The sequence below is a fragment of the Pseudomonas entomophila genome, assembly GCF_029193575.1.
Taxonomy (GTDB): Bacteria; Pseudomonadota; Gammaproteobacteria; order Pseudomonadales; family Pseudomonadaceae; genus Aquipseudomonas; species Aquipseudomonas entomophila_G.
The window spans coordinates 138,074-153,357 of record NZ_JARGCS010000009.1; the positions used below are offsets into that span (position 1 = coordinate 138,074).

The 15,284-nt window shown below is 62.7% G+C and carries 14 protein-coding genes; 3 read left to right on the top strand and 11 right to left on the bottom strand.

From position 1 onward, the window contains the following. Nucleotides 1-100 precede the first annotated feature (100 nt). From rpoD to rpsU, 3 genes are all read right to left on the bottom strand, one after another. Nucleotides 101-1,951, bottom strand: a complete 1,851-nt coding sequence (gene rpoD, locus P0Y43_RS03610; RefSeq protein ID WP_275635935.1) for an RNA polymerase sigma factor RpoD — start codon at nucleotides 1,949-1,951, stop codon at nucleotides 101-103. Nucleotides 1,952-2,018: 67 nt separating this feature from the next. Further along, on the bottom strand, nucleotides 2,019-4,001 hold the full coding sequence (dnaG, locus tag P0Y43_RS03615) for a DNA primase (RefSeq protein WP_275635936.1): 1,983 nt from the start codon (nucleotides 3,999-4,001) through the stop codon (nucleotides 2,019-2,021). 291 nt (nucleotides 4,002-4,292) lie between these two features. Beyond that, nucleotides 4,293-4,508, bottom strand: coding sequence for a 30S ribosomal protein S21 (rpsU, locus tag P0Y43_RS03620; RefSeq protein ID WP_003255575.1), 216 nt, complete (start codon nucleotides 4,506-4,508; stop codon nucleotides 4,293-4,295). Nucleotides 4,509-4,712: 204 nt separating this feature from the next. On the opposite strand from rpsU, the gene tsaD reads away from it, so the two are divergent. Next, nucleotides 4,713-5,738, top strand: coding sequence for a tRNA (adenosine(37)-N6)-threonylcarbamoyltransferase complex transferase subunit TsaD (tsaD, locus tag P0Y43_RS03625; RefSeq protein WP_275635937.1), 1,026 nt, complete (start codon nucleotides 4,713-4,715; stop codon nucleotides 5,736-5,738). Between the two features lie 11 nt (nucleotides 5,739-5,749). Here the strand turns inward: tsaD and plsY are convergent, their stop codons facing one another. Further along, entirely contained in the window at nucleotides 5,750-6,319 is a 570-nt protein-coding gene (plsY, locus tag P0Y43_RS03630) for a glycerol-3-phosphate 1-O-acyltransferase PlsY (protein WP_275635938.1), read from the bottom strand. Between the two features lie 74 nt (nucleotides 6,320-6,393). Between plsY and folB the strand changes: the two genes are divergently transcribed. Further along, nucleotides 6,394-6,750, top strand: coding sequence for a dihydroneopterin aldolase (gene folB, locus P0Y43_RS03635; protein ID WP_275635939.1), 357 nt, complete (start codon nucleotides 6,394-6,396; stop codon nucleotides 6,748-6,750). After that, nucleotides 6,741-7,250 (top strand): 2-amino-4-hydroxy-6-hydroxymethyldihydropteridine diphosphokinase, encoded by a 510-nt coding sequence (gene folK / locus P0Y43_RS03640; protein WP_275635940.1) that lies wholly within the window; start codon nucleotides 6,741-6,743, stop codon nucleotides 7,248-7,250. The genes folB and folK overlap by 10 nt, the downstream gene beginning before the upstream one ends. Before the next feature lie 55 nt (nucleotides 7,251-7,305). Here folK and P0Y43_RS03645 read toward each other — a convergent pair whose 3' ends face one another. The 7 genes from P0Y43_RS03645 to apaG form a co-directional block, all read right to left on the bottom strand. After that, entirely contained in the window at nucleotides 7,306-8,439 is a 1,134-nt protein-coding gene (locus tag P0Y43_RS03645) for a multifunctional CCA addition/repair protein (protein ID WP_275635941.1), read from the bottom strand. A gap of 53 nt (nucleotides 8,440-8,492) precedes the next feature. Beyond that, on the bottom strand, nucleotides 8,493-10,061 hold the full coding sequence (locus P0Y43_RS03650; RefSeq protein WP_275635942.1) for a SpoVR family protein: 1,569 nt from the start codon (nucleotides 10,059-10,061) through the stop codon (nucleotides 8,493-8,495). Continuing rightward, nucleotides 10,058-11,329, bottom strand: coding sequence for a YeaH/YhbH family protein (locus P0Y43_RS03655; RefSeq protein WP_275635943.1), 1,272 nt, complete (start codon nucleotides 11,327-11,329; stop codon nucleotides 10,058-10,060). Before P0Y43_RS03655 ends, P0Y43_RS03650 begins: the two co-directional genes overlap by 4 nt. A gap of 139 nt (nucleotides 11,330-11,468) precedes the next feature. Beyond that, nucleotides 11,469-13,391 carry a PrkA family serine protein kinase gene (locus P0Y43_RS03660; RefSeq protein WP_275635944.1) on the bottom strand — a complete coding sequence of 641 codons (1,923 nt, stop codon included), beginning with the start codon at nucleotides 13,389-13,391 and terminating at the stop codon, nucleotides 11,469-11,471. A 283-nt stretch (nucleotides 13,392-13,674) separates the two neighbouring features. Then, nucleotides 13,675-14,004: a thiosulfate sulfurtransferase GlpE gene (gene glpE, locus P0Y43_RS03665; protein WP_275635945.1), complete on the bottom strand. Its 330-nt coding sequence runs from the start codon at nucleotides 14,002-14,004 to the stop codon at nucleotides 13,675-13,677. A gap of 14 nt (nucleotides 14,005-14,018) precedes the next feature. Then, on the bottom strand, nucleotides 14,019-14,885 hold the full coding sequence (locus P0Y43_RS03670; protein ID WP_275635946.1) for a symmetrical bis(5'-nucleosyl)-tetraphosphatase: 867 nt from the start codon (nucleotides 14,883-14,885) through the stop codon (nucleotides 14,019-14,021). Next, a complete protein-coding gene (apaG, locus tag P0Y43_RS03675; protein ID WP_275635947.1) occupies nucleotides 14,885-15,265 on the bottom strand; it encodes a Co2+/Mg2+ efflux protein ApaG in 381 nt (126 codons plus the stop codon). Before apaG ends, P0Y43_RS03670 begins: the two co-directional genes overlap by 1 nt. Nucleotides 15,266-15,284: the final 19 nt, after the last annotated feature.

Sequence of the window (15,284 nt, forward strand, 5' to 3'; positions counted from 1 at the left end):
ATTCGAGTGTAGACCGGCGGGGGCGGCGTGTGCCTCTGTAGGCGCGGCTATTGGTCCTGCTGCGGGAAAGAAAAACCCCGGCCTGGGCCGGGGTTCGTCATCACTCGTCGAGGAAGGAGCGCAGGTGCTCGCTTCGCGTCGGGTGGCGCAGCTTGCGCAACGCCTTGGCTTCGATCTGACGGATCCGCTCGCGGGTCACGTCGAACTGCTTGCCGACTTCTTCGAGGGTGTGGTCGGTGTTCATGTCGATGCCGAAACGCATGCGCAGCACCTTGGCTTCGCGCGCGGTCAGGCCCGAGAGCACGTCGCGGGTGGCTTCCTTGAGGCTTTCGACCGTGGCCACGTCGATCGGGGACTGCATGGTGGAGTCCTCGATGAAGTCGCCCAGGTGCGAATCTTCGTCGTCACCGATCGGCGTTTCCATGGAGATCGGCTCCTTGGCGATCTTCAACACCTTGCGGATTTTGTCCTCAGGCATCTCCATGCGCTCGCCCAGCTCTTCCGGGGTCGGTTCACGGCCCATTTCCTGGAGCATCTGCCGGGAAATACGGTTGAGCTTGTTGATCGTCTCGATCATGTGCACCGGGATGCGGATGGTGCGCGCCTGGTCGGCGATCGAGCGGGTGATCGCCTGGCGGATCCACCAGGTGGCGTAGGTCGAGAACTTGTAGCCACGACGGTATTCGAACTTGTCCACCGCCTTCATCAGGCCGATGTTGCCTTCCTGGATCAGGTCCAGGAACTGCAGGCCACGGTTGGTGTACTTCTTGGCGATGGAGATCACCAGACGCAGGTTCGCCTCGACCATTTCTTTCTTGGCGCGGCGGGCCTTGGCCTCGCCGATCGACATGCGACGGTTGATTTCCTTGATTTCCGCGACGGTCAGGCCGGTTTCGCTCTCGAGGTCCACCAGCTTCTGCTGGCAGGCGACGATGGCGGCGTCCTTCTCGCCCAGGGCGGCAGCCCACTTGGTGCTGCGCTTGGACAGGTCGCCGGACCAGGTCTGGTCGGTCTCGTTGCCTGGGAACAGGCGCAGGAAGTCGGCACGTGGCATGCGCGCATCACGCACGCACAGCTGCATGATGGCGCGTTCCTGGGCGCGCAGGCGCTCGAGGGCGCCACGCACGCGCTCGACCAGGGCGTCGAACTGCTTCGGTACCAGCTTGATCGGCATGAACAGCTCGGCCAGGGCCAGCAGGGCGGCAACGCCCTCATTGCTGGCGCGGCCGTGCTTTTTCAGGGCTTTGACAGTGAGGCCGAGCTGGTCGGAGACGGCGCCGAAACGCTGGCGTGCGACTTCCGGGTCTGGACCGCTTTCGGTCTCTTCCTCGTCGTCGCTGCTCTCTTCGCTTTCTTCCTCGTCGTCCGCTTCTTCCTTCGCGGCGGCGGCCTTGGCGCCTGGAATCGGCACCTCTTCGGTCGGCGCGGCGATGTTGTCGTCAGGGTCGATGTAACCGCTGAGGACGTCGGACAGGCGGCCACCTTCGGTGGTGACGCGGTCGTATTCGCCGAGGATGTAGTCGACAGTGCCCGGGAAGTGGGCGATGGCGCCCATGACTTCGCGGATGCCTTCCTCGATGCGCTTGGCGATTTCGATCTCGCCTTCACGGGTCAGCAGCTCGACGGTACCCATTTCGCGCATGTACATGCGCACCGGGTCGGTCGTGCGGCCGATATCGGTTTCAACGGCCGCCAACGCGGCGGCGGCCTCTTCGGCTGCGGCTTCGTCGGTGTCGGCTTCCGCCAACAGCAGGGCATCCGCATCCGGAGCACTCTCGAATACGTTGATCCCCATGTCGTTGATCATGCGGATGATGTCTTCCACCTGTTCCGGATCTGAAATATCCTCAGGCAGGTGGTCGTTGACCTCCGCGTAAGTCAGGTAGCCCTGCTCACGACCGCGGGTGATCAACTCTTTGATACGAGATTGCTGTTGCGCTTTTCCGGACATAACACCCTATCCACTGAAGGTCTTGGCGGGCAAAAAACAAGCCGAGGATTATACCCGAGCATGGACCTCACGCGCCAGATGAGGTCGGGGTTTGTGCGGGAACATTACGGCTCAGCAGGGCCAGAAGCTGAGATTTTTCCTCTGCGCTCAGTTCACTTTGACGTGCTTTTCGCAGCAGATGTTCCAGGCTGCGCTCGCGCTGGCGAGCGGACAAGCTAGTTATAGTGTCGAAAAACTGTTGTTCAAGGTTGTCGGCATCGATCAGCCATTCCTTTTCCGCCAGCGCCCGTAACAGGCGTCCTTGTTCGGTGCCGTGCCAACGTGCGATCAACTGCATGGAGCTTAGCCCAGGATTCTTCTGCACGGCCTCGATCAGCGCCACCAGCAGCTGGCTGTAGAGGTGTTCCTCGCCGGCGAAATGACTCGCGTCCTCGACCTTGCCGGCCAGCAGTGGGTGGTGCAGTAGTGTGCGCAGCGCCGCCAGCGCCGGTGGTTCGACCGGTGCCGGTACGCGTGGCGGCGCCTCTTCGCGCTGCCAGGGCTTGCCGCCCTTGCGGTTCTTGTCCCAGGGCTTGCCGTTGCCATCCCATTGCTTCTTGCCACCGCCCTTGTTCGGCGTCCATGGGCGCTGCTCCTGCTGCGCAGGGGCGTAGTCGTAGGACGGTTCACTGTAGTCGGGGGTGTAGCTGGCCATGGCGTCGTAGTCGAAGCCAGGGTCGTAGTCCGGGGTGCTTGCCGCTGGCGCCTGCTGCGCCAACTGTTCCATCTGCTGCATGTCCAGCCCGGTGATGTCCTTCAGGCGGTTGCGCATCAGCTGGCGCAAGTTGGCGCCGGGGATCTTTTCGATCAACGGTGCGGCCAGCGTCGCCATGTGCGCCTTGCCTTCCAGCGAACGTGGGTCGGCTTCGTTGCTCAACTGCTCGAAGAAATAGTCGGCCAGCGGCTGGGCGTGCTGGTTGATGCGCGCGTGGAACGCGTCGGTGCCTTCGGCGCGGACCAGGCTGTCCGGGTCTTCGCCCTCGGGCAGGAACAGAAAGCGCGCGCGGCGCCCGTCTTGCAGGTTCGACAGGGTAGCCTCAAGCGCGCGCCAGGCAGCCTTGCGCCCGGCTTGGTCGCCGTCGAAGCAGAACAGCACGTGCGGTACCACGCGGAACAGGCGCTTGAGGTGCTCCTCGCTGGTGGCGGTGCCGAGGGTCGCCACGGCATTGCGCAGGCCTTGCTGGGCCAGGGCGATGACATCCATGTAGCCCTCGACCACGATGATCTCGTCGAGGTTGCGGTTGTGCTTGCGTGCCTCGTACAGCCCGTACAGCTCCTGGCCCTTGTGGAAAACCGGGGTTTCCGGGGAGTTCAGGTACTTGGGCTTGTCGTCACCCAGCACCCGGCCGCCGAAAGCGATCACCCGGCCACGGCTGTCGCGGATCGGGAACATCACGCGGTCGCGGAAGCGGTCGTAGCGCTTGCCGCTTTCGGCGTTCTCGATCAGCAGGCCGGCGTCGATCATCACTTTTTGCTGCAGGGTGTCGGCGCCCAGGTGCTTGAACAGGTTGTCCCAGCCTGGCGGTGCGAAGCCCAGGCCGAAGTCGCGGGCGATTTCCCCGGACAGCCCGCGGCCCTTGAGGTATTCCACCGCCGCCTTGCGGGTCGGGTGGTTGCGCAGGGCCTGGCGATAGAACTCGGCAGCCGCTTCCAGCAGTGGGTACAGCGGGGAGTCGGTGGGCTGGCGTGGCTTCTGCCCGCGACGGCCTTCCTCGCGGGGGATTTCCATGCCGGCCGCGCGGGCCAGTTCCTCGACCGCCTGGGGGAAGTCCAGGTTGTCGTGGTCCATGATGAAGCCCAGGGCGTTGCCCCCGGCGCCGCAGCCGAAGCAATAGTAGAACTGCTTGTCGGGGCTGACGGTGAAGGACGGGGTCTTTTCCTTGTGGAACGGGCAGCAGGCGGAGAGGTTCTTGCCGGTTTTTTTCAGCTGGATGCGCGAACTCACCACGTCGACGATGTCGGTGCGGTTGAGCAGGTCATCAATGAAACTCTGGGGAATCAGCCCGGCCATGGCAGTCTCGTCATCTGGCAACTGGCAAGTCTAATCGCTAATGCGCGGGTTCGGGGCGTAAGGTGTAGCAAGGAAGTGCGAGGGGAGGTTGTGCTCGTCGCAAGCCACGAGGGGCTCGTCAGTCAGGACGTGCACGTCTGGCGTGAACCAGTTGCTGACGTGTTGTAGCGGGTTGCCCATGGCTGTTGCCGGGGCGCCCGAGGCGCATGGCCAAGGGATTGAAACAAGCGCTGCCATCAGCCCGGCACGGTGGCCGGGCGGGGGGCAGAAGCCTTGCGTAGAACGCCTGTATTAGTACAGACGAACGGCGCGGCGCTGTTCGCGCTGGACTTTCTTGGCGTGACGCTTGACAGCGGCAGCAGCCTTGCGCTTGCGCTCGGCAGTCGGCTTTTCGTAAAACTCGCGGCTACGAACTTCAGCCAGTACACCGGCTTTTTCGCAGGAGCGCTTGAAACGACGCAGAGCTACGTCGAAGGGTTCGTTCTCTTTAACTTTGACGGCTGGCATCCAGGGCTACCTTCATTCATTACCGGGGTAGACGTACTCCTGACAAAACAAAGGTGTGCTGGAGAACGTCGGTTTTCAAGGGTTGCGGATGTTAACCCTTAGCTGGCCGGAATGCAAAGCCTCTGATCGAAAACCGCTGGTCGGCACTCGGCACGGGGACTATCATGCGCGGCTTCGAATTCAGCCTCCACAAGGCACGGACCCATGCTAGTACTGGGATTGGAAACATCCTGCGACGAAACCGGCGTCGCATTATATGACAGCGAACGCGGTTTGTTGGCCGACGCGTTGTTCAGCCAGATCGACGTGCACCGCGTCTACGGCGGCGTTGTGCCCGAGCTCGCCTCGCGTGATCACGTCAAGCGCATGCTGCCGTTGATTCGCGAAGTGCTGGGCGAAGCCGGCTGCGTCGCCGCCGACATCGATGCCATCGCCTATACCGCCGGCCCAGGCTTGGTCGGCGCACTGCTGGTCGGCGCGTCCTGTGCCCAGGCCCTGGCGTTCGCCTGGGATATCCCGGCGATCGGCGTGCACCATATGGAAGGCCACCTGCTGGCGCCCATGCTGGAAGCGCAGCCGCCCGAGTTTCCGTTCGTTGCCTTGCTGGTTTCCGGTGGTCACACCCAGTTGGTGCGTGTCGATGGCATCGGCCAGTACCAGCTGCTGGGCGAGAGCCTGGACGACGCCGCCGGTGAGGCCTTCGACAAGACCGCCAAGCTGATTGGCCTGAATTACCCCGGCGGCCCGGAGATCGCGCGCCTGGCCGAGCAGGGCGTGCCGGGGCGTTTCGTGTTCCCGCGGCCGATGACCGACCGTCCGGGCCTGGAGTTCAGCTTCAGTGGGTTGAAGACCTTCGCCCTGAACACCTGGCAGCAGCGTCGCGATGCCGGGGACGACAACGAGCAAACCCGTTGCGACGTGTCCCTGGCATTCCAGCAGGCGGTGGTGGAGACTCTGACCATCAAGTGCAAGCGTGCCCTCAAGCAGACCGGCCTCAAGCGCCTGGTCATCGCTGGTGGCGTCAGTGCCAACAAGGCCTTGCGCACATCGTTGGAAGAGATGCTCGCCAGCCTCAAGGGCAACGTCTACTACGCGCGGCCGAAGTTCTGCACCGACAACGGCGCGATGATCGCTTATGCAGGTTGCCAGCGTTTGCTGGCTGGGCAACAGCAGGACCTGGCGATCAGCGTGCAGGCGCGCTGGCCGATGGAGCAACTGCCGCCGCTGTGAAGGTGCGCGCTTCAGAAATGCCGTTCGCGTCCGGCAAACAGGTCGCGTAGATTGCTGCGATGGCGCCATACGATCAGCAGTGTCAGCGTCGCCATTGGCAGCAGCGCCGCCGGCTCACGCCAAGCCAGCAGTGGCAGGGTCAGTGGCGTGGCGATCAACGCGGCCAATGAACTGGTGCGGGTGAGGTAGAAGGTCAGCAGCCAGGCGCCGATGGCCAGCAGCGCGGCGGGGAAGTAAAGGCCCATGAGCATGCCGGCTGCAGTGGCCACGCCCTTGCCGCCCTGGAAGTGGAAATACAGTGGGAACAGGTGGCCGATCACGGCGCACAGGCCGATCCAGGCTTGTTCCTGCAGGCTGAGCCCGGCCAGTTGCGCCAGTAGCACCGGCAGCAGGCCCTTGCACAGGTCGCCGAGCAGGGTCAGGATCGCCAGTTTGCGGCCCGCCAGGCGCAGCATGTTGGTCGCACCGGCGTTGCCCGAGCCGCTGGTGCGGGGGTCGGGTCTGCCGCTGACGCGGCTCAGCACGATGGCGAAGGACAGCGAGCCGAGCAGGTAGGCGAGCAGTGCCAGTAACCAAAACATGCTAACTATTCCGGGCGAGGATGCCCTGATTCTAACGGCGCCCGTCGCCCTTGTCGTGCTGTGGAGAGAAGTGCTTGGACAGAGTGTTCATCGAAGGCCTGGAAGTCGATACCGTCATCGGCGCCTATGACTGGGAACGGGATATCCGCCAGTGCCTGCGCCTGGACCTGAGTTTCGCCTGGGACAACCGCCCGGCCGCCGCCAGTGACGACCTGAGCCTATGCCTGGACTATGCCAGCGTGACGGCGCGCATCCAGGCATTCGCCGAGCAGTCCAGCTTCGAATTGGTGGAAACCTTCGCCGAGCGCTTGGTGGCGGCGCTGATGGAGGAGTTCGGCATCCCCTGGGTGCGCCTCAAACTGACCAAGCCGGGTGCGATACCTGCGGCCCGTGGTGGTGTTGGCGTGGAGATCGAGCGCGGATGTCTCTGAGCACGGTATACCTGGGGCTGGGCAGCAATATAGACCGTGAGGCGCACCTGTGTGCCGGGCTCGACGCGCTGGCCGGCTTCTTGCGCGACATGCAGTGCTCCGCGGTGTTCGAAAGCCAGGCGGTGGGGATCAAGAGCGGCCCATTCTTCAATTTGGTGGTGCGCGGCCAGACCGACCTGCCGCTACTGGAGCTGGATCGCCGGCTCAAGTTCATCGAGGCGGACAATGGCCGCTATGCGCCGGATCGCAAGGGCCTGCCGCTGGATATCGACGTGCTGATGTACGACGACCTGCATGGCACGTTCAATGGGCTGGTGCTGCCGCGGGCCGAGATTCTGAAGAATGCTTTCGTGCTCTGGCCTCTGGCCTTGCTGGCCCCGGAGCTGATCCACCCCGTTGCAGGCAAGTCTATCGGGCAGTTGTGGCAGGAGGCGCGCATCGATCAGGTGCTGGCCCCGGTGCCGTTCGAGTGGCGCGGGTTGCAACTGACGCGGAATTAGTGGCGAGTCCATCGCGGGGCAAGCGCGCGATGGGCCCGCATCGACACCCTCGCATTCAGGACTTGGCCGCCTCCCGATAGGTTGTCAGCGCCTTCAGTCGCTCCCCCTTGATCGCCTCCCCCAGCGCCTGCCCACCCAGGCCACTCTCCACCAATGGCTTTACGTCGACCGACCGGGCCGCCGCCGCTGCACCGCGCAGGTAATCCACCTGTGGATAAGCGTGCAGCGCCAGCCCCTTGCCTGCGTCCATTGCGCAGGCGGCAATGAAGTCCTCGAAACGCTGCGGGCGTCGATAGACGTCGAACTTCTGCAACAGCTCAAGCAGCTCCGTTGGCTGCAACGCTTGGGCCAGGCGGCAGTGGCCTTGGAATTCACCCACCAGCAGCGCCAGTTCCTGGCATTCCCGCGGCGCCTTGAAGCGTTGGTTGATCGCCTTGATCGCCTTCAGGTCGAGGCCAAGCAGCAGGCAGGCCCAGCGCACGTGCAGTGGTTGCCGGTAACGGGCGGCGTGTTCGAGGGCAGCCAGCGGCGGATGACTGGCATCGTGCAATAGCGCGTCGAGCTCAGGCATCAGTTCCTTAAGCGCGTGGCAATCGCGCAGCACTTGGATGAACACCTCGGGTTGCGCTTCCATCAGCGCGCGCTCGATTTCTTTCCAACTGCGTTCGGCCGTCAGCGCCTGAAGCTCGCCAGAGGCACTGATTTGCCGCATCAGTGCCAGCGTTTCTTCCGCCACCCGGAAACCCAGTGGCGCATAGCGCGCGGCAAAGCGGGCGACGCGCAGTACGCGCAAGGGGTCTTCGGCAAACGCCGGTGAGACGTGGCGCAGAATGCGCCGCTCGAGGTCGGCTTTGCCGCCGTAGGGGTCGCACAGGTTGCCCTGATCGTCCTCGGCCATGGCGTTGATGGTCAGGTCACGGCGGATCAGGTCTTCTTCGAGGGTGACCTCAGGGCTGGCGTGAAAGGTGAAACCGCCGTAACCACGCCCGCTCTTGCGCTCGGTGCGGGCCAGGGCGTATTCCTCACCGCTCTTGGGGTGGATGAACACTGGGAAGTCAGCGCCGACCGGGCGAAAGCCTTGGGCCTGCATCTGTTCGACGGTGGCACCGACCACCAGCCAGTCGATGTCGCTGACCGGGCGGCCGAGCAGGCGGTCGCGCACCGCGCCGCCAACTTTGTAGATCTGCATGGGAAATCTCCGTTACTGCCGACAGGATACCCTGTCGGCAGTAACGGAAGCGCTTAGAGGTGGTGAACCACGGCCAAATCCATGCGCCCGTAGTCGCCGGCTTCGCCATGCTCGCCACGGGGCGGCATGTGGTGGGTTTTCATCACCTGGTCGCCTTGCACGGTTTCCAGGTGGATGTCGAAGCCCCACAGGCGGTGCAGGTGCTTGAGCACTTCCTCGGTGGAGTCACCCAAGGGTTTGCGGTTGTGCTGCTGGTGGCGCAGGGTCAGAGAACGGTCGCCGCGACGGTCGATGCTCCAGATCTGCACGTTCGGCTCGCGGTTGCCCAGGTTGTACTGGGCGGCCAGTTGCTCGCGAATGGCACGGTAGCCGGCTTCGTCGTGGATCGCTGGCACCAGCAGGTCGTCGCGCTGGTCGTCATCGAGGATGCTGAACAGCTTGAGATCGCGGATCACCTTGGGTGACAGATACTGCAGGATGAAGCTTTCGTCCTTGAAGCTGCTCATGGCGAACTTCACGGTCGATAGCCAGTCACTGCCGGCAATGTCGGGGAACCAGCGGCGATCTTCCTCAGTGGGGTGCTCGCACATGCGGCGGATGTCGGTGTACATGGCGAACCCCAGGGCATAGGGGTTGATGCCGCTGTAGTAAGGGCTGTCGAAGCCCGGCTGGAACACCACGCTGGTGTGCGATTGCAGGAACTCCATCATGAAACCGTCGGTGACCAGGCCTTCGTCGTACAGGTCGTTCATCAGCGTGTAGTGCCAGAAGGTGGCCCAGCCTTCGTTCATCACCTGAGTCTGGCGCTGGGGGTAGAAGTACTGGGCGATCTTGCGCACGATACGCACCACTTCGCGCTGCCAGGGTTCGAGCAGCGGAGCGTGCTTTTCGATGAAGTACAGGATGTTTTCCTGGGGTTCGGTCGGGAAGCGTCCTTCGTCCCGGTCGTTGCCCTTGTCGGTGCCTTTGGGGATGGTGCGCCACAGGTCGTTGATCTGTCGCTGGAGGTGCTCCTCGCGCTCCTTCTGCCGACGGCGCTCTTCTTCGGCGGAAATGGGGTAGGGACGCTTGTAGCGGTCAACGCCATAGTTCATCAGGGCGTGGCAGGAGTCGATCAGGTCCTCGACAGCGTCGATGCCGTGGCGCTCCTCGCATTGGGCGATGTACTGCTTGGCGAACACCAGGTAGTCGATGATCGAGCTGGCGTCGGTCCAGGTGCGGAACAGGTAGTTGCCCTTGAAGAAGCTGTTATGCCCGTAGCAGGCGTGGGCGATCACCAGTGCTTGCATGCATATGGTGTTTTCTTCCATCAGGTAGGCGATGCACGGGTCGGAGTTGATGACGATCTCGTAGGCCAGGCCCATCTGCCCGCGGCTGTAGGATTTTTCGGTGCTGAGGAACTGCTTGCCGTAGGACCAATGGTGATAGCCCAGTGGCATGCCGACGGAGGCATAGGCGTCCATCATCTGCTCAGCGGTGATCACCTCGATCTGGTTGGGGTAGGTGTCCAGGGCATAGCGCTCGGCCAGGCGGCTGATTTCCCGGTCATAGGTCTGGATCAGCTCGAAGGTCCATTCCGAGCCCGTGGAAATGGGTTGGCGTCTCTGTGCTCTGGCGGTCATGTGGCTAACCTGCGCTGGAAGAGTTCACGGAAGACCGGGTAGATGTCACCGGCCGAAACCAACTGTTGCTGGGCGAAGGTGTCGGGGAAGGCTTCGCCGATACGTTCGTATTCGTACCACAACGCCTGATGCTCACGTGGGGTGATCTCGACGTAAGTGTAGTACTGCACGTGCGGCATGATCTGCTTGGTCAGGATGTCGCGGCAGATGGGCGAGTCGTCGTTCCAGTTGTCGCCGTCCGAGGCCTGGGCGGCGTAAATGTTCCAATCGCTGGCAGGGTAGCGCTCGCTCATGATCTCCTGCATCAGCTTAAGGGCGCTGGAGACGATGGTGCCGCCGGTCTCGCGGGAGTAGAAGAACTCCTCCTCGTCGACCTCGCGGGCGCTGGTGTGGTGGCGGATGAACACCACCTCGATGCGCTCGTAATTACGCTTGAGGAACAGGTACAGGAGAATGAAGAAGCGCTTGGCGATGTCCTTGGTGGCCTGGGTCATGGAGCCGGACACGTCCATCAGGCAGAACATCACCGCCTTGGAGCTGGGGTTGGGCTGCTTGACCAGCAGGTTGTACTTCAGGTCGAAGGTGTCGAGGAATGGCAGACGGTTGATGCGCGCCTTGAGGCGCTCGATTTCGGCTTCCACGGCCTGGATATCGGTGAAATTGTCCGGCTCCTCGACCTTCAGGCGCGCCAGCTCCTGTTGAGCCTCGCGCAACAGTGCGCGGCTGCTGCCGGTCAGGGCGATACGCCGGGCATGAGCCGAGCGCAGGGTGCGGACGATGTTGATGCGTGAGGGGTTGCCCTCGTTGGCGATGCCGGCGCGCACGGTCTTGAAGGTGTCGGCGCCGGTCAGGTGGCGTTTGACCAGGTTGGGCAGTTCGAGGTCCTCGAACATGAACTCGAGGAACTCCTCCTGGGTGATCTGGAAAACGAAGTCGTCCATGCCCTCGCCGGAATTACCGGCCTTGCCGCGTCCACCACCCCCGCCGCCACCTTGAGGGCGGGCGATGTGTTCGCCAGCGGTGAACTCCTTGTTGCCCGGGTGCACGATGGTCTGCTTGCCACCACGACCATGGTGCAGCACCGGTTCATCGATATCACGGCCCGGGATGCTGATCTGTTCGCCGTGTTCCATGTCCATGATGGAACGGCGGCTTACGGCTTCCTCGACGGCTTTCTTGATGTGTTCACGGTAGCGCCGCAGGAAACGCTGGCGGTTGACCGTGCTCTTGTTCTTGCCGTTCAGGCGTCGGTCGATTACGTAGCTCATGGGCCCTCCGGTGACTGGGTGCAGCTGCAAGCCTCAAGCTGCGAGCTGCAAGAAAGAGCAGCCACCGCTGCCGCAAGCCATGGCGCGGGTTCGGGCCCGGCGCTGCATGGCTTGCAGCTTGCGGCTTGTAGCTTGCCGCTTATTGCGATTTCCTGACCCGCAGGTACCATTCCGACAGCAGTCGTACCTGCTTGTCGGTGTAGCCACGCTCCACCATCCGGGTGACGAAGTCGTTGTGTTTCTGTTGATCCTCCTTGCTGGCCTTGGCGTTGAAGCTGATGACCGGCAGCAGGTCCTCGGTGTTGGAGAACATTTTCTTCTCGATCACCACCCGCAGCTTCTCGTAGCTGAGCCAGCTGGGGTTCTTGCCGTTGTTGTTGGCGCGGGCGCGCAGCACGAAGTTGACGATCTCGTTGCGGAAATCCTTCGGATTGCTGATGCCGGCCGGCTTCTCGATCTTTTCCAGTTCCTCGTTGAGGGCGATACGGTTGAGGATCTCGCCGGTTTCCGGGTCGCGGTATTCCTGGTCCTGGATCCAGAAGTCGGCGTACAGCACGTAGCGGTCGAAGATGTTCTGCCCGTACTCGCTGTAGGACTCCAAGTAGGCGGTCTGGATTTCCTTGCCGATGAACTCGATGTAGCGCGGCGCCAGGTATTCCTTCAGGTAACGCAGGTAGCGCTCGCGTACCTCGGCGGGGAATTGTTCCTGTTCGATCTGTTGCTCCAGCACGTACAGCAGGTGCACCGGGTTGGCCGCCACTTCGTGCGGGTCGAAGTTGAACACCTTGGAGAGGATCTTGAAGGCGAAGCGGGTCGACAGGCCGTTCATGCCTTCGTCGACGCCCGCGGCGTCGCGATATTCCTGTATCGACTTGGCTTTCGGGTCGGTGTCCTTCAGGTTTTCGCCGTCATACACGCGCATTTTCGAGTAGATGTTGGAGTTCTCCGGCTCTTTCAGGCGTGACAGCACGGTGAACTGGGCCAGCATCTTGAGGGTGTCGGGCGCGCAGTGGGCCTTGGCCAGGGAACTGTTGATCAGCAGCTTGTCGTAGATCTTGATCTCATCGCTGACGCGCAGGCAGTACGGCACCTTGACGATGTAGATACGGTCGATGAAGGCTTCGTTGTTCTTGTTGTTGCGGAAGGTGTGCCACTCCGATTCGTTGGAGTGCGCCAGCAGGATCCCGGAGTAGGGGATCGCCCCCAGGCCCTCGGTGCTGTTGTAGTTGCCTTCCTGGGTGGCCGTGAGCAGCGGATGCAGGACCTTGATCGGTGCCTTGAACATCTCGACGAATTCCATCAGGCCCTGGTTGGCCCGGCACAGCGCGCCCGAGTAGCTGTAGGCGTCGGCGTCGTTCTGCGGGAATTCCTCGAGCTTGCGGATATCAACCTTGCCCACCAGCGCGGAGATGTCCTGGTTGTTCTCGTCGCCGGGCTCGGTCTTGGCAATGGCGATCTGGTTGAGGATCGAGGGGTAGAGCTTGACCACCTTGAATTTGCTGATGTCGCCGCCGAACTCCTGCAGGCGCTTGGTGGCCCAGGGTGACATGATGGTGTTGAGGTAGCGGCGCGGGATGCCGAACTCCTCTTCAAGGATGGCACCGTCCTCGGTCGCGTTGAACAGGCCCAGGGGCGACTCGAATACCGGTGAGCCCTTGATCGCGTAGAAGGGCACCTTTTCCATCAGTTGCTTGAGCTTTTCAGCCAGGGATGACTTGCCACCGCCCACGGGACCGAGCAGATAGAGGATTTGTTTCTTTTCTTCCAGGCCCTGGGCGGCATGCCGGAAGTAGGAGACGATCTGGTCGATGCACTCTTCCATGCCATGGAAGTCGGCAAAGGCCGGATAGCGGCGGATCACCTTGTTGGAGAAGATCCGCGACAGCCTGGAGTTGCTGGAGGTGTCGATCAGCTCCGGTTCGCCGATGGCCAGCAACAGCCGTTCGGCCGCCGAAGCGTAGGCGCTGCGATCCTCTTTGCACAGCTCGAGGTACTCCTGCAGCGAGAGTTCTTCCTGGCGGGTTGACTCGAAACGTTGTTGGAAGTGGCTAAAAATGCTCATGACGTCACCTCGCTCGATACGTGGAGCCGACGCCGGATCAGTCAGCTGATGCTGGCATGCAACCGGGCTGGCCGATTGCTGTATACCCCCCAGAACACCCGTAGAAACGCTACCGATGACCCGCACGCCGGTGTACCGGCTCTCCCCTTTTTGGATGGCCTGGGCTTAAGGATAGTTGGTTCTGGGCAAGGTCAAGGGCGCGAGGCCGAGAAGATGCTCACGACCGTTCGTCAGGTGAGGCGCGAGCCCGCTCAGGGCGCGGGCTGCAGGAAAAATGAAAAAATTATTCGGCCGAGCCCTGGGCGGTCTCTGCCGGGTAGGTGGCGCGCCACAGCTCGAAGCCGCCGTCGATGCTGTAGACGTCGGAGAAACCTTGGCCGACGAGGTAGGCGGCGGCGCTCTGGCTGGAGTTCCCGTGGTAGCACACCACCAGGGTCGGGATGTCGAGGTCGGCGTTGCGGATGAACTCGGCGACCGAGTGGTTATCCAGGTGCTTGGCGCCGGTGATGTGGCCGGCGGCGAAGGCTTGCGGGTCACGAATGTCGACCACGACCGCACCTTGCTCACGCAAGGCCTGGGCCTGCTCGGGAGGGATGCGTTTGAATTCGCTCATGGGGCGGGTTTCCTTCAGGGCTGATCGTTCATTCTAGCGGGTTGTGCCGGTGGGCGTAGGGTGCCGTCGTCGGCGCAGTCACAGCGGTGCATTTCGCCACTGTCGACGTTGTACAGGGTCATTGCGCCACCCCACACGCAGCCAGTGTCCAGGGCCACTACGCAGGGCTCGTGCACACGCCCTTCGAGGGCCGCCCAGTGGCCGAAGATGATCTTCACGTGGCGGGCGCGGCGCTCTTTGTGGGCGAACCAGGGTTTGTAGCCCTTAGGGGCACTGCCCAGGCCTTCCTTGCTCTTGAGGTCGAGCTTGCCTTCGGCGGTGCAGAAGCGCATGCGGGTGAAGTAGTTGGTAATCACCCGCAGGCGCTCGATCCCGACGAGGTTCTTGCTCCACTTGCTCGGTTCGTTGCCGTACATGCCGTCGAGGTAGAGTTTCAGGCGGTTGTCGTCACGCAGTACTTCTTCCACCTCTGCAGCAAGTTCCAGGGCCTTGCCCAGCGTCCACTGGGGAGGGATGCCGGCATGCACCAGGGCGATACCGCGCGGCTCGTCGTAGTGCAGTAGTTTTTGCCGGCGCAACCAGTCGAACAGCGTGTCGGCGTCCGGCGCTTCGATGACTTCACGCAGGGTGTCGCTCTTCTTCAGGCGTTCGACGTTGTGCCAGGCCGCCAGCAGGTGCAGGTCATGATTGCCCAGCACGCACACCAGGGAATCGCGCATCGAATAGAGGAAACGCAGGGTCTCCAGTGACTCGGGGCCGCGGTTGACCAGGTCGCCGACCAGCCACAGGCGGTCGACGGCGGGGTTGAAGCGCACGCGTTCGAGCAGGCACTTGAGGGGCTGCAGGCAGCCTTGCAGGTCGCCGACCGCGTATACCGCCATCAGTGCAGCGCCCCGGGTACCGCCAGGCGGAAGGGGGCGATGTCGGCATCGAAGCGTTTACCGTCTTCGGCGAACATCTGGTAGCTGCCCTGCATGGTGCCGACGCGGGTGGTGATGACCGCACCGCTGCTGTAGGTGTGGCTCTTCCCCGGTTCGATCATCGGTTGTTGGCCGATGACGCCGGCGCCGCGGACTTCCTCGACTTCGCCGTCACCGTTGGTGATCAGCCAGTGGCGGGACATCAGCTTGGCTTTCAGCGTGCCGCTGTTGTGCACGGTGATGGTGTAAGCGAAGGCGAAACGACTGTTTTCGGGGTCGGATTGTTCTTTGAGGTAGCGGGTCACGACGCTGACGTCGATCTGGTAGCGGGGATCGGACATGCAAAGGCCTTGGACGAAC